The organism is Acidovorax sp. SRB_24 (assembly GCF_012931925.1).
This window is the reverse complement of the sequence record NZ_MWOM01000059.1, coordinates 1-23,846: the sequence shown is the minus strand read 5'-3', so window position 1 is coordinate 23,846 and position 23,846 is coordinate 1. Positions and strand designations below refer to the sequence as shown.

25 protein-coding genes are annotated in these 23,846 nt (G+C 65.3%); 8 read left to right on the top strand and 17 right to left on the bottom strand.

The genetic code is table 11. The annotated features are described in order from the left end of the window. From B2J89_RS16760 to mdeB, 7 genes are all read right to left on the bottom strand, one after another. A partial coding sequence (locus B2J89_RS16760) for a M20 family metallopeptidase (RefSeq protein WP_169170164.1) occupies positions 1-962 on the bottom strand: 962 nt, incomplete at its 3' end. Then, positions 959-2,134, bottom strand: a complete 1,176-nt coding sequence (locus B2J89_RS16755) for an MFS transporter (protein WP_240965061.1) — start codon at positions 2,132-2,134, stop codon at positions 959-961. The genes B2J89_RS16760 and B2J89_RS16755, both read right to left, overlap by 4 nt. A 23-nt stretch (positions 2,135-2,157) precedes the next feature. Then, the gene (locus B2J89_RS16750; protein WP_240965059.1) at positions 2,158-3,279 is read right to left on the bottom strand and encodes a PLP-dependent aspartate aminotransferase family protein; all 1,122 of its coding nucleotides are present in this window, start codon (positions 3,277-3,279) and stop codon (positions 2,158-2,160) included. Positions 3,280-3,336: 57 nt separating this feature from the next. Continuing rightward, positions 3,337-4,110, bottom strand: a complete 774-nt coding sequence (locus B2J89_RS16745) for a MetQ/NlpA family ABC transporter substrate-binding protein (protein ID WP_169170161.1) — start codon at positions 4,108-4,110, stop codon at positions 3,337-3,339. A 37-nt stretch (positions 4,111-4,147) separates the two neighbouring features. After that, positions 4,148-4,801 (bottom strand): methionine ABC transporter permease, encoded by a 654-nt coding sequence (locus B2J89_RS16740; protein ID WP_205763867.1) that lies wholly within the window; start codon positions 4,799-4,801, stop codon positions 4,148-4,150. A 23-nt stretch (positions 4,802-4,824) separates the two neighbouring features. Further along, positions 4,825-5,781, bottom strand: a complete 957-nt coding sequence (locus tag B2J89_RS16735; protein ID WP_240965058.1) for a methionine ABC transporter ATP-binding protein — start codon at positions 5,779-5,781, stop codon at positions 4,825-4,827. A gap of 135 nt (positions 5,782-5,916) precedes the next feature. Beyond that, positions 5,917-8,607: an alpha-ketoglutarate dehydrogenase gene (gene mdeB / locus B2J89_RS16730; protein ID WP_169170158.1), complete on the bottom strand. Its 2,691-nt coding sequence runs from the start codon at positions 8,605-8,607 to the stop codon at positions 5,917-5,919. 103 nt (positions 8,608-8,710) lie between these two features. Here mdeB and B2J89_RS16725 point away from each other — a divergent pair, with 103 nt between their 5' ends. Further along, on the top strand, positions 8,711-9,178 hold the full coding sequence (locus B2J89_RS16725) for an Lrp/AsnC family transcriptional regulator (RefSeq protein ID WP_169170157.1): 468 nt from the start codon (positions 8,711-8,713) through the stop codon (positions 9,176-9,178). An 8-nt stretch (positions 9,179-9,186) separates the two neighbouring features. Here B2J89_RS16725 and B2J89_RS16720 read toward each other — a convergent pair whose 3' ends face one another. The 6 genes from B2J89_RS16720 to B2J89_RS16695 form a co-directional block, all read right to left on the bottom strand. Next, positions 9,187-9,858 (bottom strand): alpha/beta hydrolase, encoded by a 672-nt coding sequence (locus tag B2J89_RS16720; RefSeq protein ID WP_169170156.1) that lies wholly within the window; start codon positions 9,856-9,858, stop codon positions 9,187-9,189. A gap of 51 nt (positions 9,859-9,909) precedes the next feature. Continuing rightward, positions 9,910-10,734, bottom strand: a complete 825-nt coding sequence (locus B2J89_RS16715; RefSeq protein WP_169170155.1) for a class III extradiol ring-cleavage dioxygenase — start codon at positions 10,732-10,734, stop codon at positions 9,910-9,912. 105 nt (positions 10,735-10,839) lie between these two features. Continuing rightward, on the bottom strand, positions 10,840-11,247 hold the full coding sequence (arfB, locus tag B2J89_RS16710) for an alternative ribosome rescue aminoacyl-tRNA hydrolase ArfB (RefSeq protein WP_169170166.1): 408 nt from the start codon (positions 11,245-11,247) through the stop codon (positions 10,840-10,842). 27 nt (positions 11,248-11,274) lie between these two features. Further along, complete coding sequence (locus tag B2J89_RS16705) at positions 11,275-12,147, bottom strand: alpha/beta fold hydrolase (RefSeq protein ID WP_169170154.1); 873 nt, start codon at positions 12,145-12,147, stop codon at positions 11,275-11,277. After that, positions 12,144-12,587, bottom strand: a complete 444-nt coding sequence (gene aroQ / locus B2J89_RS16700) for a type II 3-dehydroquinate dehydratase (RefSeq protein WP_169170153.1) — start codon at positions 12,585-12,587, stop codon at positions 12,144-12,146. Before aroQ ends, B2J89_RS16705 begins: the two co-directional genes overlap by 4 nt. Before the next feature lie 146 nt (positions 12,588-12,733). Further along, positions 12,734-13,069 (bottom strand): hypothetical protein, encoded by a 336-nt coding sequence (locus B2J89_RS16695; protein ID WP_169170152.1) that lies wholly within the window; start codon positions 13,067-13,069, stop codon positions 12,734-12,736. Between the two features lie 183 nt (positions 13,070-13,252). Here B2J89_RS16695 and B2J89_RS16690 point away from each other — a divergent pair, with 183 nt between their 5' ends. Further along, positions 13,253-15,073 (top strand): glutamine--tRNA ligase/YqeY domain fusion protein, encoded by a 1,821-nt coding sequence (locus B2J89_RS16690; RefSeq protein WP_169170151.1) that lies wholly within the window; start codon positions 13,253-13,255, stop codon positions 15,071-15,073. A 341-nt stretch (positions 15,074-15,414) separates the two neighbouring features. Here B2J89_RS16690 and B2J89_RS16685 read toward each other — a convergent pair whose 3' ends face one another. Further along, positions 15,415-16,761 (bottom strand): hypothetical protein, encoded by a 1,347-nt coding sequence (locus B2J89_RS16685; protein WP_169170150.1) that lies wholly within the window; start codon positions 16,759-16,761, stop codon positions 15,415-15,417. 420 nt (positions 16,762-17,181) lie between these two features. Here B2J89_RS16685 and B2J89_RS16680 point away from each other — a divergent pair, with 420 nt between their 5' ends. Next, complete coding sequence (locus B2J89_RS16680; RefSeq protein WP_169170149.1) at positions 17,182-17,508, top strand: hypothetical protein; 327 nt, start codon at positions 17,182-17,184, stop codon at positions 17,506-17,508. Positions 17,509-17,687: 179 nt separating this feature from the next. Here B2J89_RS16680 and B2J89_RS16675 read toward each other — a convergent pair whose 3' ends face one another. Continuing rightward, positions 17,688-18,470: a transporter substrate-binding domain-containing protein gene (locus tag B2J89_RS16675; protein WP_169170148.1), complete on the bottom strand. Its 783-nt coding sequence runs from the start codon at positions 18,468-18,470 to the stop codon at positions 17,688-17,690. 221 nt (positions 18,471-18,691) lie between these two features. Here B2J89_RS16675 and B2J89_RS16670 point away from each other — a divergent pair, with 221 nt between their 5' ends. The 5 genes from B2J89_RS16670 (at position 18,692) to B2J89_RS16650 (ending at position 21,621) form a co-directional block, all read left to right on the top strand. Further along, positions 18,692-19,315: a DUF937 domain-containing protein gene (locus B2J89_RS16670; protein WP_169170147.1), complete on the top strand. Its 624-nt coding sequence runs from the start codon at positions 18,692-18,694 to the stop codon at positions 19,313-19,315. Positions 19,316-19,471: 156 nt separating this feature from the next. Next, the gene (locus B2J89_RS16665) at positions 19,472-19,789 is read left to right on the top strand and encodes a DUF2322 family protein (RefSeq protein ID WP_169170146.1); all 318 of its coding nucleotides are present in this window, start codon (positions 19,472-19,474) and stop codon (positions 19,787-19,789) included. 111 nt (positions 19,790-19,900) lie between these two features. Then, complete coding sequence (locus tag B2J89_RS16660) at positions 19,901-20,353, top strand: SRPBCC family protein (RefSeq protein ID WP_169170145.1); 453 nt, start codon at positions 19,901-19,903, stop codon at positions 20,351-20,353. Between the two features lie 50 nt (positions 20,354-20,403). Beyond that, a complete protein-coding gene (locus B2J89_RS16655) occupies positions 20,404-21,258 on the top strand; it encodes an aldo/keto reductase (RefSeq protein ID WP_206041776.1) in 855 nt (284 codons plus the stop codon). Between the two features lie 114 nt (positions 21,259-21,372). Beyond that, positions 21,373-21,621, top strand: coding sequence for a hypothetical protein (locus tag B2J89_RS16650; RefSeq protein WP_169170144.1), 249 nt, complete (start codon positions 21,373-21,375; stop codon positions 21,619-21,621). A 40-nt stretch (positions 21,622-21,661) separates the two neighbouring features. On the opposite strand, the gene B2J89_RS16645 is transcribed toward B2J89_RS16650, so the two are convergent. Next, positions 21,662-22,126, bottom strand: a complete 465-nt coding sequence (locus tag B2J89_RS16645) for an isoprenylcysteine carboxylmethyltransferase family protein (RefSeq protein ID WP_169170143.1) — start codon at positions 22,124-22,126, stop codon at positions 21,662-21,664. Positions 22,127-22,222: 96 nt separating this feature from the next. After that, complete coding sequence (locus B2J89_RS16640; protein ID WP_169170142.1) at positions 22,223-23,506, bottom strand: phosphatidylserine/phosphatidylglycerophosphate/cardiolipin synthase family protein; 1,284 nt, start codon at positions 23,504-23,506, stop codon at positions 22,223-22,225. Between the last annotated feature and the right edge of the window lie 340 nt (positions 23,507-23,846).

Here is a 23,846-nt window from a genome sequence, read left to right as displayed (position 1 = left end):
TGCGCGCCGTACAAGGCCTGGACGACCGCGTGCGCGCGCGCGCTTTCGCGCGCGTCGTTGACCAGCATGGTGCCGCCGCGCCGGATGTCGAGCGTGGCGCGCGCGCGGTGCGCCTGCGCGGTGTGCTCGACCACACGCCGCAGGGCGGCCTGCAGATGCACCTGGTCGCCCTTGTCGGTGGTGCGCAGCGTGCCAGCCAAGGCTGCGCTTTGGGGAATCACGTTGCCCGCGTGACCGCTGTGCAGCTTGCCAAAGGTCAAGGCTGCGGCGTGCGTCGGATCGATCTCGCGCGAGATCAGGTGCGATGCGCCGGTCACGATCTCTGCGGCAACGACGATGGGATCGATGCCGCGCTGCGGCGTCGCGCCATGGCAGCCCAGGCCCTCGATCAGGATGTCGAAATTATCTCCCGCTGCCATGCGCGGGCCCGCTTGCACGGAAAACTTTCCGGTCTCGATCTCAGACCACAGGTGGATGGCGAACGCGCCGCGCACCGGGTGCGGCGCCAGCAGCTTCAGGATGTCGGCGGTGCCGCCCCCACGCTCTTCGGCCTGTTGAAAACACAGCTTCACCGTTCCGGGAATACGCTCGCGCATCTGCACCAGCATCTGTGCGGCGCCCAGCAGCATCGCCACATGCCCGTCGTGTCCGCAGGCGTGCATCACTCCTGCGTGGCGCGAGCAGTAATCGAGGTGCGGGTTCTGCTCCTGGATGGGCAGCGCGTCCATGTCGGCACGCAGCGCCACCATGCGCTCGGCATGCTGGCCCTCGACGGTGGCCACCAGGCCGTAGTCGCCTGCGACTTCGTAGGCGATGCCCAGGCGTTCGAGTTCGGCACGCACATGGTCAGATGTCATGCGCTCTTCAAACGACAGCTCGGGGCTTTGGTGCAGGTGGCGGCGCTGCGCCACCATGTAGTCTTGCAAGCTGAGCGCCAAGGCGGCAATGGAGGTGGTCATCATGCGTTTGTCTTCCTCTTTTGTCTGAATAAAGGCCACATGCCTATCAGGCCGAACGCCGGGCCGGGCAGCAAGATCCACACGGCCGCGCTGCCCAGAGCGCCAATAAAGTGCAGCAGCACCATGATGCTCACGATAGTGATCAGAAAGCCGATCCCGTTTTGAATGGCCAGTGCACTGCCCACCGATTGGGGCGGGCAACTGCGGGCCGAAATGGCAGAAAACTGGGGTGAGTCCGCTACCACGAAGAAGCCCCACGCCAGCAGTACCGCAAGGCGCGGCCCGAGCCAGTCCGCAGGCAGCAAGGGATACAGCAGGCACAACAGCCCCGACGATGCCAGCGCGGCGGCCGCCACCAGGGCACTGTTGACACGCAGGCTTAGGCGACCGCCGATGACACAGCCAAAGAATCCGGCGGCGATACCCATGAAGCTGATCAGCGCCACCGACAGCGGCGCCCCGCCATCGAGGCGGTGCGCGTCGTGGACCCATTGCGCAGCCAGCCAGGGCAGCACGGCCCAGAAGGCATACAGCTCCCACATGTGCCCGAAATAGCCCAGCGCAGCCGCACGGAAGTCCGGGATGCGGAACACCGACAAGGCTCTGCGTACCGAAGCACCCTGGCGCACATCCCCACGCAGCAGGTGCGGCCCATCGCCCAACCAGTACACCAGCCCCCCCCCCGCCAATGCCAGCATGGACGACGCACCCACCACCGTTTGCCACGGCCAAGCCGCGCCATAGGCCCGAATGCCATGCGGCAACGCGGTGCCCAATGTCAGCATGCCGACCAGCACGCCCAGCGCAGCCCCGGACTTCGCCCCCACCCAGCCGACAATCATCTTCATGCCCAGCGGATAGATGCCGGCAAGACAAACGCCGACCGCGAACCGCAGCAGGAGCCCGGCCTCGAAGCTGGCCCCGCCGGCCGAAAAAATGCCATTGATCGCAGCACCGGCGACACACGACACGGCGAACAAGCGGCTGGTGGAATAGCGATCGGCCCAGCCCGCATACGCCAGCCACAAAGTGCCTGCGATGAAGCCGGCCTGGGTGGCCGCAATGAGCCAGGCGAACTCGGCCGCGCCAATGTGCCAAGCGACCATCAAATCGTCGGCAGCACTGTTCGGGCTGAACCACAACGAGGTGCCCAGCCATTGCGCCAGGACGATCATCGCCACTGGCCACCAGGCACGGTTCATCCGCAGCGATCGAGCGCGCCGGCCAGGTCGTCGATCAAGTCGTCTGCATGCTCGAGGCCCACGGAGACCCGGAGCAGACCTTGCGGTGTCTTGCTTTCCGGGCCTTCGATCGATGCACGGTGCTCAATCAGGCTTTCCACACCGCCCAGGCTGGTGGCGCGCGTGAATATCTCGACATTCGCCGCCAGCGCCATGGCCGACTCTTTGCCGCCATGGACCTCGAAAGACAGCATGCCGCCAAAACCGGACATCTGCTTCTTGGCCAGCGCATGGAAGGGGTTGTCTTCCAGGCCCGGGTAATGCACCACGCTGACCTTCGCGTGCGCCTGCAGGAATTCGGCGACCTTCTGTGCGTTCGCGCAGTGGGCCTGCATGCGGGCCGGCAGCGTCGGCAGGCTGCGCATCACTAGCCAGCAATCGAACGGCGAAGGAACCCCGCCGCCAAAAAGCTGCGCCGTGCGCAACTGGGCGAAATGTTCATCGTCGTGGCGGCTCACCACCATGCCGCCCAACACGTCGCTGCGCCCCCCCAGGTACTTCGTGGTCGCATGCATCACCATGTCGCAGCCCAGCGCCAGCGGCTGCTGCAGCATGGGGCTGGCAAAGGTGTTGTCCGCAATGGCGCGCGCGCCATGCTGGTGGGCGATATCGACCAAGGCGGCGATGTCGACGCACTGCAGCAGCGGATTGGAGGGTGTTTCAATCCACACCAGGCGTGTGCTCGGCGTCATCCCGGCCTGGACTGCATCCAGCTGGGTCATGTCGACAAACGACGCAGAGACACCCCACTTGGCGAAAAGCTGCTTCAGCACGTTCGCCGTGCCGTGGTAGATATCGGCGGGCGCAATGACATGGTCGCCCGGGGAGAGTCCCTGGAAGATCGCAGTCACCGCCGCCAGGCCGGAGCCGAACGCCGCAGCGCCAGCGCCCCCTTCCAGCGCCGCCAACGCAGCCTCCAAACCATTGCGATTCGGGTTGTGGTTACGCGAATATAGGTAGCCCCGCGAATAACCGCCATCGGCATCCCGCTCGAACGTGGTGGACAGCTGGATGGGCTCGGTCACCGCTCCGGTGGCTGCATCCACGCCGTGCCCGGCGTGGACCGCCAGGGTTTCCATGCGGTATTTCTTGTTTGTTTTCATAGTGTTTGTTTTGCCAACATCACGCAGCTGGGCTCAGAACGCTGGCACCAGGCTGCCCTTGAAGCGCTCCAAAATGAATTGCTTGGACTGGGGCGAGCGCAGGGCATCGGCCAGTTTCTTCATGGCCGGGCTGTCCTTGTTGTCGGCACGCGCGGCCAGCAAGTTCACATAGTTCGACTGGCCACCTTCCAGGATCAGCGCATCCTTCATCGGGTTGAGCTTGGCTTCCAGGGCGAAAGTCGTGTTGATGACGGACAGATCCACTTCGCCAAGTACGCGCGGCAGCATGGGCGCCTCCAGTTGCTTGATCTTGATGTTCTTGGTGTTTTGAGCGATGTCCTTTTCGGTCGACATATTGTTCTTGGGGTCCTTGAGCTTGATGAGGTTGGCTTGGTCCAGCAGCTGCAGGGCGCGGCCACCATTCACCGCATCGTTCGGGATGGCCACGGTGGCACCGTCCTTGAGCTCACTGACTTTCGTGATCTTCTTGGAGTAGGCGCCAAAGGGGGCGATCAGCACATCGGCCACCGCCTGGATCGAGGCGCCGCGGCTGCGGTTGAACTCATCCATATAAGGCTTGTGCTGGAAAAAGTTCGCGTCGATTCTTTTCTCGGCCAGCTGCACGTTGGGCTGCACGTAGTCGGTGTAGACCTTGATGTCCAGGTCCACACCCTGCTGCGCCAGCATCGGCTTGAGGTGCTCGAGGATTTCCGCATGGGGCGTGGGGCTCGCGCCGACCACGATCTTGTCGGCGGCGTGGGCCAGCAAGGAAGCACCCAAAGCGAGGGCAATGCACAGTTTTTTCATGTTGTCTCCTGTTGAAATAATGGTTTAAAAAGCACGGCTACCGACTGAAATGGATCACCAGGCGCTGACCCACGGACTGCAGGATCTGCACCAGAATCAACAACAAAATGATGGTGGCGAACATCACGTTCAGCTGAAACCGCTGGTAGCCATAGCGGATCGCCAAGTCGCCCAACCCACCCCCGCCAACCACGCCGGACAGCGCGGTGTACGACACCAAGGCAATGGCGGTCACGGTCGCGGCGGCGATGATGCCCGGCAAGGCCTCGGGCAGCAAAGCGCCCAGCACGATTTGCCGCACGCTCGCGCCCATCGCCTGGGATGCTTCGATGATGCCGCGGTCCACCTCGCGCAGCGAGGTTTCCACGAGGCGCGCAAAGAACGGGGTTCCGCCCACCACCAGGGGCGGAATCGCCCCCGCCACGCCGAGTGAGGTGCCGGTGAGAAAAACCGTCACCGGAATCATCGCAATCAACAGAATGACGAAGGGCAGGGAGCGCAGGATGTTGACGCCGAACGATACGACGGCGTAGGTCTTTTGCGCCTCGAGCACCTGCTTGGGCGCCGTCAAAAACAGCACGACGCCGAGCGGCAGGCCCAGGAGCAGCGTCAGCGACAGTGCGCCGCCGAGCATCAACAGCGTGTCAACCGAGGCCCAGCCAATGTCGCGCCAGTCGATGCCGACGAGCATGAAGTGTTGCAAAAGATCGTTCATCAGAAATTCTCCTCAACCACCACGCCCGCCTCGGCCAGGCGGTGCAACGCAGTGCGCGTGTTGTCCGCCGTGCCCTGCACAGAAACCGTCAACTGCCCGCAAGGCGTCGACTTGATCTGTCCGAAGCGGCCGTTCAGGATCAGGAAGTCGACCGCGCATTCGCGCGCGACCCGGGTGAAGATCGGCTGGGTCATGGCACCGTTCATGAACGTCAGGCGCCGCACGGTGGCGGGCTCGATCCCTGCGGGGCCGCCCAGCGGCTCATCGGCGCCCATGTGCTCGGCCTCCATGACGAAGTTGCGCGTGGTCGGATGCTGCGGGTGCAGAAACACCTGGGCGACCGGACCGCTTTCGACGATCCTGCCCCCGTCGATCACGGCCACGCGGTCGCAGATGGTCCGGATCACGTCCATCTCATGGGTGATCAAGACAATCGTGAGGTGCAGTTTTTCGTTGATTTCGCGCAGCAGCTGAAGGATGGAGCGCGTCGTCTGCGGGTCCAAGGCGCTGGTGGCTTCGTCGCACAGCAGGATATGCGGGCCGTTCGCCAAGGCGCGCGCAATGCCCACGCGCTGCTTCTCGCCGCCCGAGAGTTGCTTGGGGTATTTGTCCTTGTGGCGGCCCAGCCCCACCAGGGCTAGCAGTTCGTCCACGCGCGCATCGATTTTTTTCTCGTCCGTCTCCCCTGCAATCCGGATCGGAAACGCCACGTTGGCGGCCACCGTCTTGGAGCTCAGCAGATTGAAGTGCTGGAAGATCATGCCGACCTTCCTGCGGAAGTTCCGCAGCGCCCGATCGTCGAACTCCAGAATGTTTTCACCACCGACGGTGATGCCGCCCTGCGTGGGCCGCTCCAGCAGGTTGATGAGGCGGATCAGCGTCGATTTGCCTGCGCCCGAATGCCCGATGACCCCGAAAATCTCCCCCCGCACGATGGACAGGTCAATGCCTTGCAAGGCCGGGATGCGTGTTTGGTGAACGGTGTAGCTTTTGTGTATGTCCGTGAGTTGAATCATGCGTTGTCTCTGTTTTTCTTTATTTATCGCGCCCCAAAGCAGCGTGCGGCCATGCCCTGCTGTCCCTGCACCCGCTCAGTTACGAAGTGTATACATGGCGGCCCGCGCAATGCTTGCGGCATCCACCCCGAAAAATCCGCGCAGCGCGGCCCGGGTGTCGCTGCGGCCGAAGCCGTCCGTGCCCAGTGTGAGGTAGCGCCGGCCCTCGGGCACCCAGGCGCGCACGCTGTCGGGCACGGCGCGCACGTAGTCGGTGGCGGCAATCACCGGGCCTTGGGTGGCGGCCAGCTGCTGGGCGATCCATGGCGTTCCGGGCGCCGCATCGCCGGCCAGCGCACGCTGCTCGCAGGCCAAGCCGTCGCGCGCGAGCTCGCTCCAGCTGGTTACGCTGAGCACCGTGGACGACACGCCCTTGGCGGCCAGCCGCTCGGCGGCCTGCAGCACCTCGGTCAGGATGGCGCCGGAGCCCAGCAGGGTCACGTTTTGGGATGAAATCGCCCCCTGACCATTATCTGCATTGCGCTGATAGCTATTGAATACATAGCAACCGCGCAGCACGCCCTCTGCCGCGCCGGCGGGCAGGTCGGGCTGGGCGTAGTTCTCGTTCATCAGCGTGATGTAGTAGAAAACGTCGCGCTGCTCCTGCACCATGGCGCGCATGCCGGCGTCGAGGATCACCGCGAGCTCGCCCGCGAAGGCCGGGTCGTAGGCCTTGCAGTTGGGGATGGTGGCGGCCACCAAGTGGCTGCTGCCGTCCTGGTGCTGCAGGCCCTCGCCGGCGAGCGTGGTGCGGCCCGAGGTGGCGCCGAGCAGGAAGCCGCGTGCGCGCTGGTCCGCGGCGGCCCAGATGGCGTCGCCGACGCGCTGGAAGCCGAACATCGAGTAGTAGATGTAGAACGGCAGCATCGCCAAGCCGTGCACGCTGTAGCTGGTGGCGGCGGCCGTCCAGCTGGCCAGCGCGCCGGCTTCGCTGATGCCTTCCTCGAGGATCTGCCCGTCGAGTGCCTCGCGGTAGCTCAGCACCGAGCCGATGTCTTCGGGCGCATAGCGCTGGCCCACGCTGCTGTAGATGCCGACCTGCTTGAACAGGTTCGCCATGCCGAAGGTGCGCGCTTCGTCGGCCACGATGGGCACGATGCGCGGGCCCAGCTGCGCGTCTTTGAGCAGGGCGCCGAGCATGCGCACAAAGGCCATCGTGGTGCTCATTTCCTTGGCCTGCGGCTGCAGCGCAAAGCGCGCGTAGCTCTCCAGCGCCGGCACGGGCAGCGCGTCGCAGATGGCCTCGCGGCGCGGCAGGTAACCGCCGAGCTGCTGGCGCTGCCGGTGCAGGTACTGCATCTCGGGGCTGTCCTCCGCCGGCCTGTAGAACGCCAGGCCCGTGGCCTGCGCATCGGAGAGCGGCAGGTTGAAGCGGTTGCGGAACTCGATCAGATCGGTTTCGTCGAGCTTCTTCTGGCTGTGCGTGGTCATCTTGCCCTGCCCCGCCGTGCCCATGCCGTAGCCCTTCTTGGTGTGCGCCAGGATCACCGTGGGCTGGCCGGTGTGGCGCGCGGCGGCCGCGTAGGCAGCGTGGATCTTCACGAGGTCGTGCCCGCCGCGCTTGAGGCGGTCGATCTGCTCGTCGGTCATGCCCTGCACCAGGTGCGCCAGTTCGGGGTTCTGGCCAAAGAAATTGTCGCGGTTGAAGCGCCCGTCCTTGGCGGCAAAGGTCTGCATCTGCCCGTCCACGGTGCCGGCCAGGGCCCGCGCCAGCGCGCCCGTGAGGTCGCGCGCGAACAGGCCGTCCCAGTCGCTGCCCCAGACCAGCTTGATCACGTTCCAGCCGGCGCCCGAGAACAGTCGCTCGAGCTCGTCGATGATGCGGCCGTTGCCGCGCACCGGGCCGTCGAGGCGCTGCAGGTTGCAGTTGACCACCCAGACCAGGTTGTCGAGCTTCTCGCGCGCGGCCAGCGTCAGCGCGCTCATGCTCTCGGGCTCGTCCATTTCGCCGTCGCCAAACACGCCCCACACGCGCCGCATCGCGGTGCGTCCTGCTGTGTCATTGCGTCCCGCGCAGTCGAGCAGCCCGCGGTGCGTGAGGTAGTGCATGAAGCGCGCGTGGTAGATCGAGCTGATCGGACCGATGCCCATCGAGCCCGTGGGGAACTGCCAGAAGTCGGGCATGAGCCACGGGTGCGGGTAGCTCGACAGGCCCTGCGCACCCGCGGCGGGCGCGGTGATTTCCTGCCGGTAATGCATCAAGTCCGCTTCGGACAGGCGCCCCTCCAGGTAGGCGCGCGCATACACGCCCGGCGCGCTGTGCGGCTGGAAGAACACCAGGTCGCCGCGGTGCTGGCCCGCGCCCAGGCCCTCGCGGGCGCGGAAGAAGTGGTTGAAGCCGGACTCGAAGAGGTCGGCCGCGCTGGCATAGCTGGCGATGTGGCCGCCGAGTTCGCCGTAGGCCTGGTTGGCGCGCACCACCATGGCCAGCGCGTTCCAGCGCACGATGGACGCGACCCGCTCCTCGATCGCCAGGTCGCCCGGGAACACCGGCTGCTCGTGCACCGCCACGCTGTTCACATAAGGCGTGTTCAGGTCGGGCTGCCAGCCAATGCGCTGGGTGCGCGCCAGCAGCACCAGCTCTTGCAGCATGTGGCGCGCGCGCTCTGGGCCTTCGGTTGCCAGCAGTGCCAGAAAGGCGTCGCGCCACTCGGCAGTTTCTTCGGGGTCGGTGTCGGCAGCGTCCAGGTCCGGCGCGGCAATGGAAAGAGACGTCAGGGCATTCATGCGCCCACTGTAATCACGGCCTGCTGAAATGAGATGCTTTTCTGCGGCCTGGAAATCCCGAATTTGCGGCATTTAATGCCACAAAAGATCCACAATGCGGCATATGAAACTAGACAACGTGGATTTTCGCATCCTTGCCGAGCTGCAGGCCGACGGCTCGCTCTCCAACGTGGAGTTGGCGCGGCGCGTGCACCTGTCGCCCTCGCCGTGCCTTGCCCGCGTCAAGGCACTGGAGGCGGCGGGCGTGATCAGCCGCTATGTGGCGCTGGCCAACGCGGCGGCCCTGGGGCTGGGGCTCAATGTGTTCATCAGCATCAGCCTCAAGACACAAAGCAAGGAAGCGCTGGCCGATTTTGAACGCCGCATCGCCGAGCACGACGAGGTGATGGAGTGCTACCTGATGACCGGCGACTCGGATTACCTGATCCGCGTGGCCGTGGCGGACATCTCGGCGCTGGAGCGCTTCATCCTGGAGCAGCTCACCTCGATCCCGGGCATTGAAAAGATCCGCTCGAGCTTTGCGCTCAAGCAGGTGCGCTACAAGACCGCGCTGCCCCTGCCGGTCCCGTAAAAAACCGCTCAGGACGCCGTGGGCGTGGACGCCAGAGATTCCAGCCAGGCCACCGTAGCGGCCAATTCAGCCGGGCGAATCTCGTGCGCGCCAGGGAACTCGCGGTAGGTCACCGCCACGGGCAGCGCCTCCAGGTGCTGCCGCACCGCATGGGCATTCGCCAGCGGGATCACGTTGTCGTGCGTGCCATGGCTCAGCCACAGCTGCTTGCCGCGCAGCGCGTCGGCCGGCGCTCCGAGCGCCACCGCCTGGGGCAACAAACGGCTGTGCCACACCAGCGCGGCGTGCAGCAGCTCGGGCCGTGTGAGCAGCAGCGACAGCGCCATGATGCCGCCCTGGCTGAAGCCGCCGACCACCACGCGCTCGGGCGGAATGCCCAGCTGCTTTTGCGCCGACGCCAGCACCTGTGCCAGCAGGGCGCGGCTGGCGGCCTCCTGCGTTTCGTTGATGCTGCGCCCCCCCCCGGGGGCCACGGAAAAATCGAACCAGGCAAACGCACCCGGCGCCATGCGGTAGGGCGCGCGCAGGCTCAGCACATGAAAACGCCCGGGGATATGCGCTGCGAGGCCAAACAGGTCCTGTTCGTTGCTGCCCACGCCGTGCATCAGCACCAGCAGCCAGGGCTGGGTCGTGCCGGCGGAAGCGGGACGACTTAAAAAGGTGAGCGGCAGATCAAGCATGGGTGAGCACCAGAGGCGGTTTGGGTTGATAAAAAGCCGGCAATCCGCGGATCAGGCCGCGGGCTGCAGCGCAAAGGCATCCATGGCCAGGATGCCGTACATCACTTCGCGGCTCAGGTAGTCGGCTTGCCAGTCATCGCCCGCGGCGCCCAGGGCGAAGAAGAACGGCAGGAAATGGTCTTCGGTCGGGTGGGCGCGCACGGCATGCGGCGCCTGCGTGCGGTAGTTGAGCAAGGCCTGGAGGTCGCCGCGCGCCACGGCCGCTTCGATCCAGCGGCTGAACTCCAGCACATAGGGCGCGGGCGTATGCGCGCCGCCAAAGAATTCACCCAGGTTGTGCGTCATGCTGCCCGAACCCAGCACCAGCACGCCCTGCGTGCGCAAGCTGCGCAGGGCCGCGCCCATGGCATAGACCTCGGCCGGCCCCGCGTCCGCAGGCAGCGCCACCTGCACCACCGGCACATCGGCCTGCGGGAACAGGTGCATCAAAGGCACCCAGGCGCCATGGTCGAACGGGCGCTTGGCGTCGCCCTCGGCAGGAATGCCCGCGGCCTGCAGCAGCCGCAGCACCTCGGCGGCCAGCGCGGGCGAGCCCGGTGCCGGGTACTGCAGCTGGTACAGCGCAGGCGGAAAGCCGCCAAAGTCGTGCCAGGTGGCCGGCTGCGCGCCCGTCATCACCTGCGGCGTGCGCGCTATCCAGTGCGGCGACATGATGACCACGCCGCGCAAGTCGGGGAAGCGCGCGCGCAGGCCCTGGCCCCAGCGGGTCAGCGCGGGGCCGGTTTCGCCTGCGTCGATGGCAAACAGCGGCGCGCCGTGCGACACATAAAGGGCGGGAATCGGGGTGTGGTCGGGGTGTGGTGCAGTGGCAGACATGGTGGGCATCCTCAATAGGTCAAATGTAGGAGCGAGCGGCCGCAATACCAAGCCCTGGCCGGCAGACAGTTTGTTCCGATTTCCGGACCAATGCCCGCGTCCGTGTCAGTCGCGCACTTTGCCGCGCAGCGCCTTGGTCTCGCTGCGCTGCGACTTGCCTTCGAGCCGGCGCTGCTTCGAGCCGTACGTGGGCTTGGTGGCGCGGCGGGCCAGCGGCGGCCGGGCCACGCTGTTCACCAGGGCGTTCAGGCGCTCCAGCGCGTCGGCGCGGTTCTGCTCCTGGCTGCGGTACTGCTGCGCCTTGATGACGAGCACGCCGTCCTGCGTGATACGGCTGTCGCGCAGCGCCAGCAGCCGCGCCTTCACGTCCAGCGCCAGCGACGAGGCGCCGATGTCAAAGCGCAGGTGCACCGCGCTGGACACCTTGTTGACGTTCTGCCCGCCCGCGCCTTGCGCGCGCATCGCGGTGATCTCCACCTCGCGCTCATCGACCTGCAACAGCGGCGCCGTCATCGGGTCACCCGCCACGGTGCCACGCGCTCAGGCCAGCGCGGCCAGCAGCGCAGCGTGGAACGCCTGCGGGCGCTCGAACTGCACCCAATGCCCGGCACCGTCGACCAGCGCCATGCCGCGGAAGTCGGGCGCCGCAGCCGCATAGGCGCCTTCGAGCTGGTCGATGTATTGGCGGTACAGCGCGTCGTGCCGGCCATAGATGGCATGCACCGGGCACGCCACGCGCGGCAGCGAGCGCGCCAGGATGTCGGTGCCCGAGAGGCGCCGGCTCGGCATGCGGTCGTGCTGCATGTTGGCCACGTGCAGGTCCAGGGCCAGACCCTCGATCTGCTGCGGATCGTGCAGCATCAGCGCGGCCAGGTTGTGGCGGTGCACCTCCAGCTGCTGCTGCGGGTCGACCAGGTGGCGCCAGGCTTGGAGCTCGAACTGGCGCCGCGGCACCACGCCCATCGCGGGGGCCCCCACCAGCACCAGGCGCTGCGCCAGGGCCGGGTGCGCCGCCAAGAGCAGGCCGGCCGTCAGGCCGCCAAACGAAAAACCCACCAGATCCACCGGCTGTTCGCCCATGAGGGCCTGCAGCCCCGCGCGCAGCGGCTCGACGAGCGCATCGGCGTCGGTGCCCGACGGCGGCAGGGTCGAGGCGCCAAAGCCCGGCAGATCGGGCACCCACAGCTGGCGGCCCGCAGCGGCCAGGGGCTCGATGTTGCGCACCCAGTGCGTCCAGCTGCCGCTGCCGCCGTGCAGCAGCACCAGCGGCGCCACGCCGGGGCGCGCCGCGCCCCAGACATGCCAGACCAGATCACCGGCGCCGCAGGGTGTGGTGCGCCGCTCGGCCAGCGCGGCCAGTGGCCGCACCTGCGCCGGCAGGTCGGCTGGCTCGGCAGACAGGGCCGCGCTCAAAGCCGCGCCAGGCCATCGATGGCCAGCCCATAACCCTGCACCCCAAAGCCGCAGACCACGGCGCGCGCGGCAGCGGCAATGTAAGAGTGGTGTCTGAACGGTTCGCGGGCATGCACGTTGCTGATGTGCAGTTCGATCAGCGTGATGCCCGTTCCCTTGATGGCGTCGAGCAGCGCCACGCTGGTGTGGGTGTAGGCAGCGGCGTTGAGCACCACGCCCGCGAGTTCGCCCGTGGCATGCAGGCGACCGGCCTCGTGGATCCAGTCCACCAGCACGCCTTCATGGTTGGTCTGGCGAAACTGCAGCGTAAAGCCGTGGCGAGCGCACGTTTCGATACACATTTGCTCGACATCGGCCAGCGTGTGCGCTCCGTACACGGCTGGCTCGCGCGTGCCCAGCAGGTTCAGGTTCGGGCCATTCAGGACAAAGACAGTTTTCAAGGGAGCGCTCCGGGCGTTGTGGCCACCGCACACACATCCTCGGCGGGCCTGAGCGCCCGATTATGCGGCGCCGCAACGCAGAAGCGGCCCCAAAGGGCCGCTGGGCGTGCCGCCCTCACGGGCGGCACGGAGAGGTGCAGGCAGCTTCAGTGGCGATGGCCGTGGCGGTGGCCACGCCAGCCTTCACGGTAATAGCCATAGGCGGGCGGACCCACTACCACCGCAGGGGCGTAATAGACCGGGCGCGGGGGCGCGTAGTACACCGGTTGTGGCGGCGCGTAATACACCGGGCGCGGCGGCGCGTAGTACACCGGCGCAGGCGCCGAATACACGGGGTAGGCATTGCCCACGCCCACCGCAATGCCGGGCGAACTCACGCCAATGGACCAGTTCACATCGCGTGCCTGGGCCGTGCCGGTGCCCAGCAGAGCCACCAGCGCCACGCCGGCAGCCACGCCATACAACGAACGGATTTTTGTCATTTCAATCTCCTGGTTGAAGAGAGGCTGGCAACCAAGCCGCACGGCCCCCGTTGGTACATAACGCACCAGATGGCCGAAAGGATGGCATAGAAGTGTAAAGTTCTTGTTTCGGGAAGTTCAGGTACCGCGCGAAGCCTGTTGCAGTGCGTAACGGCACCAAGGTGTGCCGCCTAAAATGCGCCCATGAGCCACCCCACCCCTGCCAACACCCCGGCCGCCGCTGCAGCGGCTGCCGACGCCGCCAAGCCCAGCAACTTCCTGCGCCAGGTCATCGAAGCCGACCTGGCCAAGGGCACCTATGCCACGCGCCGCTGGGCCGGCAGCCCCGGCGACGCCGCGCACCACGCCGCCAGCGATCCCGACCCGGCCAAGGTCCGCACGCGCTTTCCGCCCGAGCCCAACGGCTACCTGCACATTGGCCACGCCAAGAGCATCTGCATCAATTTCGGGCTGGCGCGCGACTACGGCGGCGTGTGCCACCTGCGCTTTGACGACACCAACCCCGAAAAGGAAGACACCGAATACGTCAACAGCATCATCGACTCGGTGCAATGGCTGGGCTTTGACTGGAGCCAGCCTGGCAACGACAAGCCCTACCAGGCGAGCGACTACTTCGGCTTCATGTACCGCGCGGCCGAGTACCTGATCGAGGCCGGCCACGCCTATGTGGACGAGCAGACCGCCGAGCAGATGCGCACCAACCGCGGCGACTTCAGCAAGCCCGGCGTGGACAGCCCCTTCCGCAGCCGCAGCCCGGAGGAGAACTTGGCGCTGTTCCGCGAGATGCGCGACGGCAAGCACGAGGACGGATCGATGGTGCTGCGCGCCAAGATCGACATGGCCAGCCCCAACATCAACATGCGCGACCCGGCCATCTACCGCATCCGCCGCGCCACGCACCACCACACGGGCGACACCTGGTGCATCTACCCGATGTACACCTATGCGCACCCGATCGAGGATGCGCTCGAGCAGATCACCCACAGCTTCTGCACACTCGAATTCGAAGACCAGCGCCCGTTCTACGACTGGGTGCTCGAGCGCCTGACCGAAGGCGGCCTGCTGGCCAGCCCGCCCCCGCGCCAGTATGAGTTCTCGCGCCTCAACCTGACCTATGTGATCACCAGCAAGCGCAAGCTCGCCCAGCTAGTGTACGACCACAAAGTGTCAGGCTGGGACGACCCGCGCATGCCAACAATAGTCGGCCTGCGCCGCCGCGGCTACACCGCCGCCGCGCTGCAGACATTTGCCGAACGCATCGGCGTGACCAAGAGCGACAGCTGGATCGACTACGCCACGCTCGAAGGCTGCCTGCGCGAAGACCTCGAACTCAAGGCCCACCGCGGCATGGCCGTGCTCAACCCCGTCAAGCTCGTGCTGACCAACTGGGACGAGGTCATGGGCGCCGGCCACCTGGAGCCCTGCAGCCTGCCCGCCCTGCCCCACCCACCCGAGGGCGTCGAAGCGCCCGTGCGCCACTTCACCATTGGCAAGGAAGTGTGGATCGAGCGCGAAGACTTCGAAGAAGTGCCGCCCAAGGGCTACAAGCGCCTGTTCCCTGGCAACAGGGTGCGCCTGAAGGGCGCCTACGTCATCGAGTGCACCGGCTGCACCAAGGACGCCAACGGCAAGATCACCGAAGTGCTGGCCACCGTGGTGCCCGACACCAAGAGCGGCACCCCCGGCGCCGACAGCGTGAAGGTGAAAGCCGCCATCACCTGGGTCGGCGTGGCCGACGGCGTACCGGCCGAAGTGCGCATGTACGACCGCCTGTTCCTCGACGCCCAGCCCGACGCAGGCGGCAAGGACTTCATCGAGAGCCTGAACCCGAACAGCCTGAAGGTGGTGATGGCGATCGTGGAGCCGTCACTGGCCAATGCGCAGCCGGACGACAAGTTTCAGTTTGAGCGGCATGGGTACTTTGTGGCGGATCGTATTGACCATCAGGTGGGCAAGCCGGTGTTTAACTTGGCGGTGGGGTTGAAGGATTCTTGGGGAAAGTAATTTCCCTTTGAATTAGAAAAGAAGGCCAGTGAACTTTGAAGTTTGCTGGCCTTTTCTTATGGGTTCGGTGTTTGCTTACGACGGCGGATTCAACCAGTCGATGCAACGGTCTGGGTGAACATCTCAGCCGGTGCGTGTCCGTCGCATTCAATCCGCTAAGGGTTGGGCAAGGGAGGAGCAAGGGAGCGCGGTACGCACCTTTTCCTTGCGTCATGAGGTGTCGGGGAGCAGGAACGCGCCCTGAATGGCGATGCAACGGCTGGGCGTTACTCGGGTGCTGTGGGTTCGATGCTCGTGGCGCCTGCAGCAGAGGGAAAATCCATGAAGCAACACAGCCTGCCCTAAGTTTCGTACGGGCTCCTGCAACTTGGGCTGTGTTCGACGAACAATGTTCGAATATACCCGTCCATTTTGGTGTGTGCATGGTCATCTCTGCTCAATCGTACGCGACGACCACCAATTACTTGGTCGATTTTTTCACCATCCATGCCTTGCCGTAGCAAACCTACAGGCACTTCACCAATGGCACGCTTGAGAAGCGCTTCGCAGATAACGCCGAATTGCGCATCTGAATCAACGCCTCCAGAACCATCTGTGACATTCAAAGTCAGCTTCAATCGCTTGACGGCCTTTTTATCTCCGCTCACATAGTAAACGACATCCCCATGAAAAATGGATTCGTTTTCAACTTGGAGTACGCGAGAACTAGCCCACCATTGATCCTCATATGTTCTGTGATAGTCGTCTGTTTCCAACCCCTTATTCGCGAGGAATCTAGTGGCGTCAGATGGACTCCAGCCTAACTCGGAGGCAACATATTCCGGCTGGCGCTCCCTTCTTTTAGAAGATTTGATTTCTGAAATTATCTCTTGAACTTGTTCTTTGTTCTTTGGACGAAAAAGACCAACGCTGCGTCGCCATCTTTGAAGTCCATTCAGGTCGAGGCGGAAATGCAGGAGAGCCTGTCTCATCGCGTACTTGTGAAGCGAATCATCTCCAATCAAGATACGTGTCGCACTCCCCACGGTTTCATAAGTCATAATGATGCTAACCACATACAAATACGGCAAAAACAAAACCGACAAAAACAATGGCACTGACAATTCCCGCAGATTATGCGCTGTCGCGAACCCGGGGAAATCCAATGCCGCCTGATGGATCCCATTTCCGAGATAAACCAATCCTCCAACCACTAGAATGAAGCTCGTCAACTTGTGTACTTGGGCCTGCTCAGTTTTTTTGGCACTGTACACATGAACCATAGAGACCAGCACAAAAAAAGGAACGAGAATTAATTCTGCAACAATAGAGAAATTGTAAGCATCGACGACAAAAATAACCAATACTGCGATGGTAAAAATCTCACGGATTGATTTTTTCAAGTACGAACGCTCATCAGCGATCTTTGAAGCCCCCATTAACGCCAAAAACGCATACGACACCCCCCATAGCAGGGTGGTTTTGAGGTTAGAAAAATCCCAGAAGCCTAAGAGTCGCAAGCTTTGTACACACAGCACAATCCAAAAAATCCCCCAAAGCAACACAACTTGGATCTTTGCATTAAAGAATGCAGAAAAAAGATTATTAATGGATTCGCCTAAAGAATTTCCCCAGCTTTTCCATAGCAAAACGGCGAAAAAAGCAAAAATCCAGACCAGCGATGCAGTTTCCCGGTTATTTAACCCCACGCCATTCTCCAAAGTTATTAAAACAAAGAGCTATCTGTCAAAAAACAATTTCCCAATATTATAAAAATTGATACTTAGTCATAGGAGCGCTACTCGGAAAGGTCTTCATCCGAAAATCCATACATGCCCATTCTCATCGCCAAGAAGTCCATCTTGGCCAACATCGCCACGGACTCGCGCAGGCGCACATTGGCATAGCATTGACAGAAGCGCATAAGTGTCGGTGCCGTGGTGTCGAGCCAGCCAGCGAGCATCGGACGTACAACCCATCCTGCGCCACCGTCCCACACCGAAGATCTCGCGTCTTTGACAGAGCCGGGCTATTCGCTCTAGGCTTTGCCCCGGCGTTTGCTACGCTTCTTATAGCTGCCTACGATTATTCCGCCTGCGCCAGTGCTTCTTTTTCTTTCAAAGCGCTCAATGCCTCGCCGCAAACACCACCACGTCTACGTGGTCGAACTCTCCAAACACGTGCTGAACGAGCCGCGCTTTCGCAAAAACAATCCGGGCTACATCGACGGCAAACCCTGCGTGTACGTGGGCATGACCGGCCTCGACCCCGACGTGCGCTTTGACAAGCACAAGGCGGGCATTCAGGCCAACCGATTCGTGACCCAATACGGCCTGCGCCTGCTGCCCGATTTGTACGAAGGGTTCAACCCTATGGGCTACGACGACGCCGTGGAGCGGGAGATCGAGATCGGCATCGACCTGCGCTCGGCCGGGTTCGGCGTGTGGCAAGCCTGAACCTGCCGCTCTGGGCGCTCAGACATTGGTGCTCCCGTCGCCGGAGCGGGAGCACTTCTTTTTTGATAGCTGCCAGCGCTTGCCTGCCATGCGCTAGAGGCCAATTTCATTCAAATCCATCGGCGCATGAAACGTTGCAGGCCGGCACCAGCAGCCTCGCCCTGCCGCGCCTGCCCACCTCACTTCAACCACTTGTCGGCCGCCTGCTTGAGCGCGCCGCGGCTGTCCACCTGGCCCCAGGCGAAACCCATCACGCGGGTGTAGTCGGTGTCGTCCTTGGGCAGCATGAAGCCGAGGTAGCTTTTGGGCGTGAGCGGTGCGTCCATGAACGCGGCGTGCAGGCGCGGGTCGGCCTTGCTGTAGACCAGCGCCTCGTAGGTCTCGGTGATCATCACATCGCCCTTGCCTTCGGCGATCAGCGCAGGAATCTCGGCGTTCTTGTCGTGCGTGCTGACCTGCGCGGCCTTGAGGTTTTCCAGCACATAGGCCTCGTTGGTGCCGCCGGGGTTCTTGATGACGCGCACGGTGGCCTTGTTGAGGTCTTGCGGCGTGGCGAACTGTGCCTTGTCGGCGGAGCGCACCAGCGCCACCTTGCCGAAGGGCGCGTAGCCCGGGAGCATCTCGATCTGGCGGATGCGCGCGACGTTGCGGGTGATGCCGCCCACGGCCACGTCGAACCTGTCGGCCTGGATGTCCTTCATGAGGTTGGGCCACGAGGTTTGCACGTACTCGATCTTCACGCCCAGTTCCTTGGCCATGGCCTCGATCACGTCGATGTCGTGGCCCGAGAAGCCGCCATCCGTCTTGATGGCGAACGGCCGGTAGTCGCCCGGCGTGCCCACGCGGATGACCTTGGTCTCCATGATCTTGTCGAGCCGGGGGCCGGCCTGCGCGGCCTGGCTAAAGGACAGGCTGGCCAGCAGGGCCATGGCGGCCGCGGCGATGGTTTTCTTGGTGATCATTTCAAAGCGCTCCAGGATGGGGTGGGGAAAGCGGCCTGGGGGCGGAGCGGTTTGCACCGCCCCACGGCCGCACGAAAAGAATACCCGCGCCCCCTGCATTCACCTGCCGCGCAGGCGCCAGCGGCCGGCGTGCCCACGGTCGGGCACCCCGGTGCCATCCATTGCGGCGTACCATGGCAGCGGGCCCGCTGGCCCCTGTTTTTCCCGAAAGGAAGCCCGCCATGAACTCCCCCGCCTCCCTTGTCGACGAACTGATGGCCCACCTTCAGGGCGCTCCGCTGCAGCAGATGGCGCAGCAACTGGGCACCAGCCCCGAGCAGACGCAGAACGCGGTGGGCACAGCCCTGCCGCTGCTGTTGGGCACGCTGGGGCGCAATGCGGCCCAGCCCCAGGGTGCGATGGATCTGTTTGGCGCCTTGCAGCGCGACCACGCGAACAGTCCTGACCTGGGCGGGCTGCTGGGCTCCCTGCTGGGCGGTGGCGGCGCCGCGCCGGAAAGTCCCCAGACGGATGGCGCGGGCATCCTGGGCCATATTTTTGGCGGCAACCGGCAGCGTGCCGAGGAAGGCCTGGGCCAGGCCACCGGGCTGGGCGCGGGCGCCGGAAAATTGCTGCAGCTTCTGGCGCCGGTCGTGATGGCGTTCCTCGCCAAGCGCATGACCACGGGCGGCATGGACGCCGGCAGCCTGAGCGAGACCCTGGGCCAGGAGCGTGCGCGCGCGCAGCAACAGGGCGGCCTGGGCGGCGGTCTGCTGGGCAGCCTGCTCGACCAGGACGGCGACGGCCACGTGGGGCTGAGCGACCTGCTGAAAATGGGCGGTGGGCTGCTGGGCGGAAAGCGCTGAAGAAGCGCAGCGCCGCGCCAGCGCTCGGCTTCTAAAGAGAGCGTGGCGCGGAGACTTCCGACGGGTGCCGGCGCAGCCGCTCCGCTAATCACATTTGATAGCTGCCAGCGCTTTCCCAGAAAGCGTTTGCGGCCCATTTGACTCTTATTTCTCTCCATGAACTTTGCCGACCGGCTGACACAGCTTCCCTCCGCCCGCCACCTCGCGGCCCTGCAACTGCTCGGCGCCGACGGCCAGGTGCTTGCCACCATTGAGAACCAACCGGGCAAGACCGGTTCGATGGTGGTCTATGCCGCGCTGGCTACCTTGTACGCCGGCACGATCACGCCCGCGGCCGCGCGCCTGGGGCTGGAGTGGTATGCCGAGCAGGTGGCGGACGCGAAGGCCTTTCCGGGCAAGCACCCCAACATCGACCGTCTGCTGGCCTGGGCCGAGGGCACCGAGAGCTACCGCGTCCGGCCGATCGCCGCGTGAGGGAAGCGGCGGCGGATTTGTGTTTTCGACCGCGGTGGGCGAACACGCCACGGCCGATTCGTCGTACAAAGGCGAACGGTTTTTCGCCTTCCCACTGAAAGGAGACAGTCCATGACCGCCACCACCGGCACCGTCACCCTGCACCGCGTGCTGCGCGCGCCGCCCGAGCGCATCTACCGCGCGTTTCTCGACCCCGACGCCATGGCCAAGTGGCTGCCGCCGCACGGCTTCACGGGGCGGGTGCTGCACCTGGATGCGCGCGTGGGTGGCAGCTACCGCATGCAGTTCACCAATTTCAGCAGCGGCCAGACCCAGGCATTCGGTGGCGAGTACGTGGAACTGGTGCCGGGCGAGCGCATCGTGCACACCGACCGCTTCGACGACCCGAACCTGCCCGGCGAGATGCGCACCACGCTCACGCTCCGCGCCGTGCTGGTGGGCACCGAAGTCACGGTGCTGCAGCAGGGCATCCCCGCCATGATCCCGACCGAGGCGTGCTACCTGGGCTGGCAGGAGTCGCTGCATCTGCTGACGCAGCTGGTCGAGGCCCAGGTGCCGGGCTGAGGCGGCGCAACGCCGAACCTTCCGCTGTTTTCGCCGCTCTCTTCACCACCATGCCGACACCTTCTTTTCCGATCACCCCCACCATGCCGCGCCTGGGCCTAGGCACCTGGGGCATGGGCGAATCGCCGGCGCGCCGGCGCTCGGAAGTGGCGGCGGTGCGCGCGGCCATCGGCATGGGCTACCGGCTGATCGACACGGCCGAGATGTACGGCGAAGGCGGGGCCGAAGAGGTGGTGGGCGAGGCCCTGGCGCAGGCGCTGCGCGCGTCGGAGGTGGCGCGCGACCAGATGTACGTCGTCAGCAAGGTCTACCCGCACAACGCCAGCCGCGCCGGCACGCTGGCCGCCTGCGAGCGCAGCCTGCGCCGGCTGGGGCTCGACCACGTCGACCTGTACCTGCTGCACTGGCGCGGGCAGGTGCCGCTGGCGGAAACCTGCGCGGCCCTGCAGACGCTGGTGGCGCAGGGGCGCATTGGCCGCTGGGGCGTGAGCAACTTCGACACCGGCGACCTGCAGGAGCTGTTGGCGCTGCCCGACGGCCCGCACTGCGCGGCCAACCAGGTCTATTACTCGCTGAGCGAGCGCGGCGCGGCCTTCACCCTGCTGCCCTGGCAGCGCGCACACGGCGTGCCGCTGATGGCCTACAGCCCCATCGACCAGGGCGCACTGGCGCAAAGCGGCGCCCTGCAGGCCCTGGCCGGGCGCCTGGGCGCCACGCCGGCGCAGGTCGCGCTGGCCTGGCTGCTGGCGCAGCCCGGCGTCGTCGCCATTCCGAAAGCCGTGCACGAGGCCCACCAGCGCGAGAATCTGGCCGCCGCCGACCTTGCCCTGTCGGCAGACGACCTGGCCGAGCTGGACCGCCTGTTTCCGCCCCCGGCGCGCAAGGCGCCGCTGGCCATGCTCTGAGCACGCGCGCGGCCGGTGCACACTGTGGGGGCGGCGAGCCCGCAGCCACTCCGGCCCCCCGCACCGGCCCACGCCACCGTTCGCGCCTTCCAGCCACCCACCCAGGACCCCGCCATGAGAAAACTCCGCGTCACCCTTGAACTTGAAATGTCCGTTCCCGACGACTGGGAGCTGGTCGAAACCTCGGAGGGCATGCCGGTGCTGAGCCTGCCCAATGGCACTTTTCTGGACATGGCGATGGAGCCGCTGTTCGCCAGCAACCCCGAAGAGACCTGGTCCAGCACGGACGACGACACGCTGCTCAACGACATTCTGGACATGGTCGAGAGCGAAGCGGTGACCTACGAATTCGTCCGGCACTGACGCCTGCGCGGGCGCCCGGCCATGGGCGCGCCGCGCCCGTTCAAAGCCAGCGCCGCACCTGCGCGCAGTACGCGGTGTAGGCCGCGCCAAAGCGCGCCGCCAGCGCCCGTTCTTCGGGCCGGATCTGAAAGCGCGTGATGAAGGCGCCAAACGCCAGCGGCCCGAGCAGCGCCCAGGGCGAGGCCAGATACAGCGCGAGGCCCAGCAGCATCAGCGCCAGCCCCAGGTACATCGGGTTGCGCGTGATGCGGTAGACGCCGGTGGTCACCACCGCAGTGGCTTTGTCCGGTGTCAGCGGGTTGACGGTGGTTCGGGCCTTGCGGAAGGCCAGCAGGCCGGCCAGGTCAAAGCATGCGCCCACGCCGGCCAGTGCCAGCGCGGCGCCCACGCGCACACTGGGCGGCAGCGCCAGCACCGGCGGCAGCCAGACCGAGGCAGCCACCATGGCGCCGACCGCCGCGGCGGCGACCAGGGGCGGAGGAATCTTGAGTTCAAGCGGGGACATAGACACCTGCAACAGTGGAGGAGACACGCCGGGTTGTACACCGGGCCCGGCATTGCCCGCGCGGCGCTGGCCCCGGTCGTCCCGAGCGCGGCCGCCCTACAGCTGCGAATGCAGCACCGAGGCCAGCCGCTCGGCCAGCTTTTCTTTCCAGGGGCGGTTCAGCCAGTCCTCGTAGGTGACGGCACGCGAGCGCTTGAGGTCGTCCTCGAACACAGCGGTCTGCCGCACCGCAAAGGCCGGGTCGTAGACGTTCAGGTTGGCCTCGTCGTTGAGGCGAAACGAGCGGTTGTCGAAGTTGGTCGAGCCCACCGACACCATGCGCTGGTCGACGATCATCACCTTGCAGTGGTACATGGTCGGCTGGTACGTGTAGATCTTCGCGCCGGCCTGCAGCAGCGGCCCCCAGGTGGCGCGCGAGGCGGCCTTCACGGTCTCGGTGTCGGTGTGCTCGCCGGGCGTGATGATGCGCAGGCGCACGCCGCGCTGGAGCGCATCGGCCAGCAGCTTGCGCGTCAGGTCGTCGGGCACAAAGTAGGCGGCCGAGAGGTCGATGCTGCGCTCGGCCGCCGTGATGGACAGGTGGTACATCAGCTGCATGCTCTCGCTGCCGCTGGCCGGCGAGCTCGAGAACATCTGCGCGCGCTGCCCGCCCTGCGGCGCGAGCGCCGGAAAGTACGCGAGGCCGTGCATCACGCGCCCCGTGGCCTTGAGCCAGTTGTCGAGGAAGGTCGCCTGCATCTGCGCCACCACCGGCCCCTTGACCTGAAAGTGCGTGTCGCGCCAGTGGTCGGGGTCTTGCGCGTGGCCCGTCCACTCCGGCGCAATGCCGACGCCGCCAGTGAAGCCGATGGCGCCGTCCACCACCAGCAGCTTGCGGTGCGTGCGGTTGTTCAGCCGCGCCAGGTCGTACCACGACGGCTTGTGGAATTTTTCGATCTCGACGCCCGCGTCTTCCATCTCGGTGAGAAAGCTTTTTTCGATCTTCGCGCTGCCCACCCAGTCCAGCAGCACATGCACGCGCACGCCGGCGCGGGCGCGCTCGCTCAGCGCGTCGGCGAACTGCCTGCCGATGTCGCCCGACCAGTAGATGTAGGTTTCGAACGTGATGCTGTGGCGCGCGCCGCGGATGGCCGCGAGCATGGGCGGAAAGATCTGGTCGCCGTTGAGCAGCTCGACGACCTCGTTGCCCGCGGCCACGCTGGGCCCGAGCAAAACCCCCATGGCGCGCTCGAACTGCGGGCTGGCCGTGGTGTAGAGCCGGGGGATCTGGTGCTCTATCTTCTTTTCGCCGGCCGTGAAGTTGAGCGCCAGCAAACCCAGCACGCAGGTCACGGCGAACGTGATGGCGATGGCCTTCCAGAAACGAAGTTTTTTCGGCATGGCAGCCATTGTCGGGTTGTGCATTCCACACGCCGCGTAGGCGGAAATCGCCAGTCGCGCGGGCGGTGCCGGCCGGGCCGGCAAGCGGTGGCAGACTGGCGGCTGTGTGCAGTGCGCATGGGGCTGGCGCGCCCGCGCCGCCCGGTGCCGCTGCCTTTTCACGCCCCCTTTTCCCTCACTGCTTTGAGCTTGCCATGCATTCCCTGCCGTTCTTTCCAGGCTCCGCGCCGGTCGCCCTCCCCCCCCACGCCACCGCGCCGCGCGATAGCGCCCTGCGCCGCCGCGCCCTGCTGGGCGGCTTGGCCGGATCGGCGCTGCTGGCGCCGTGGTCCATGCAGGC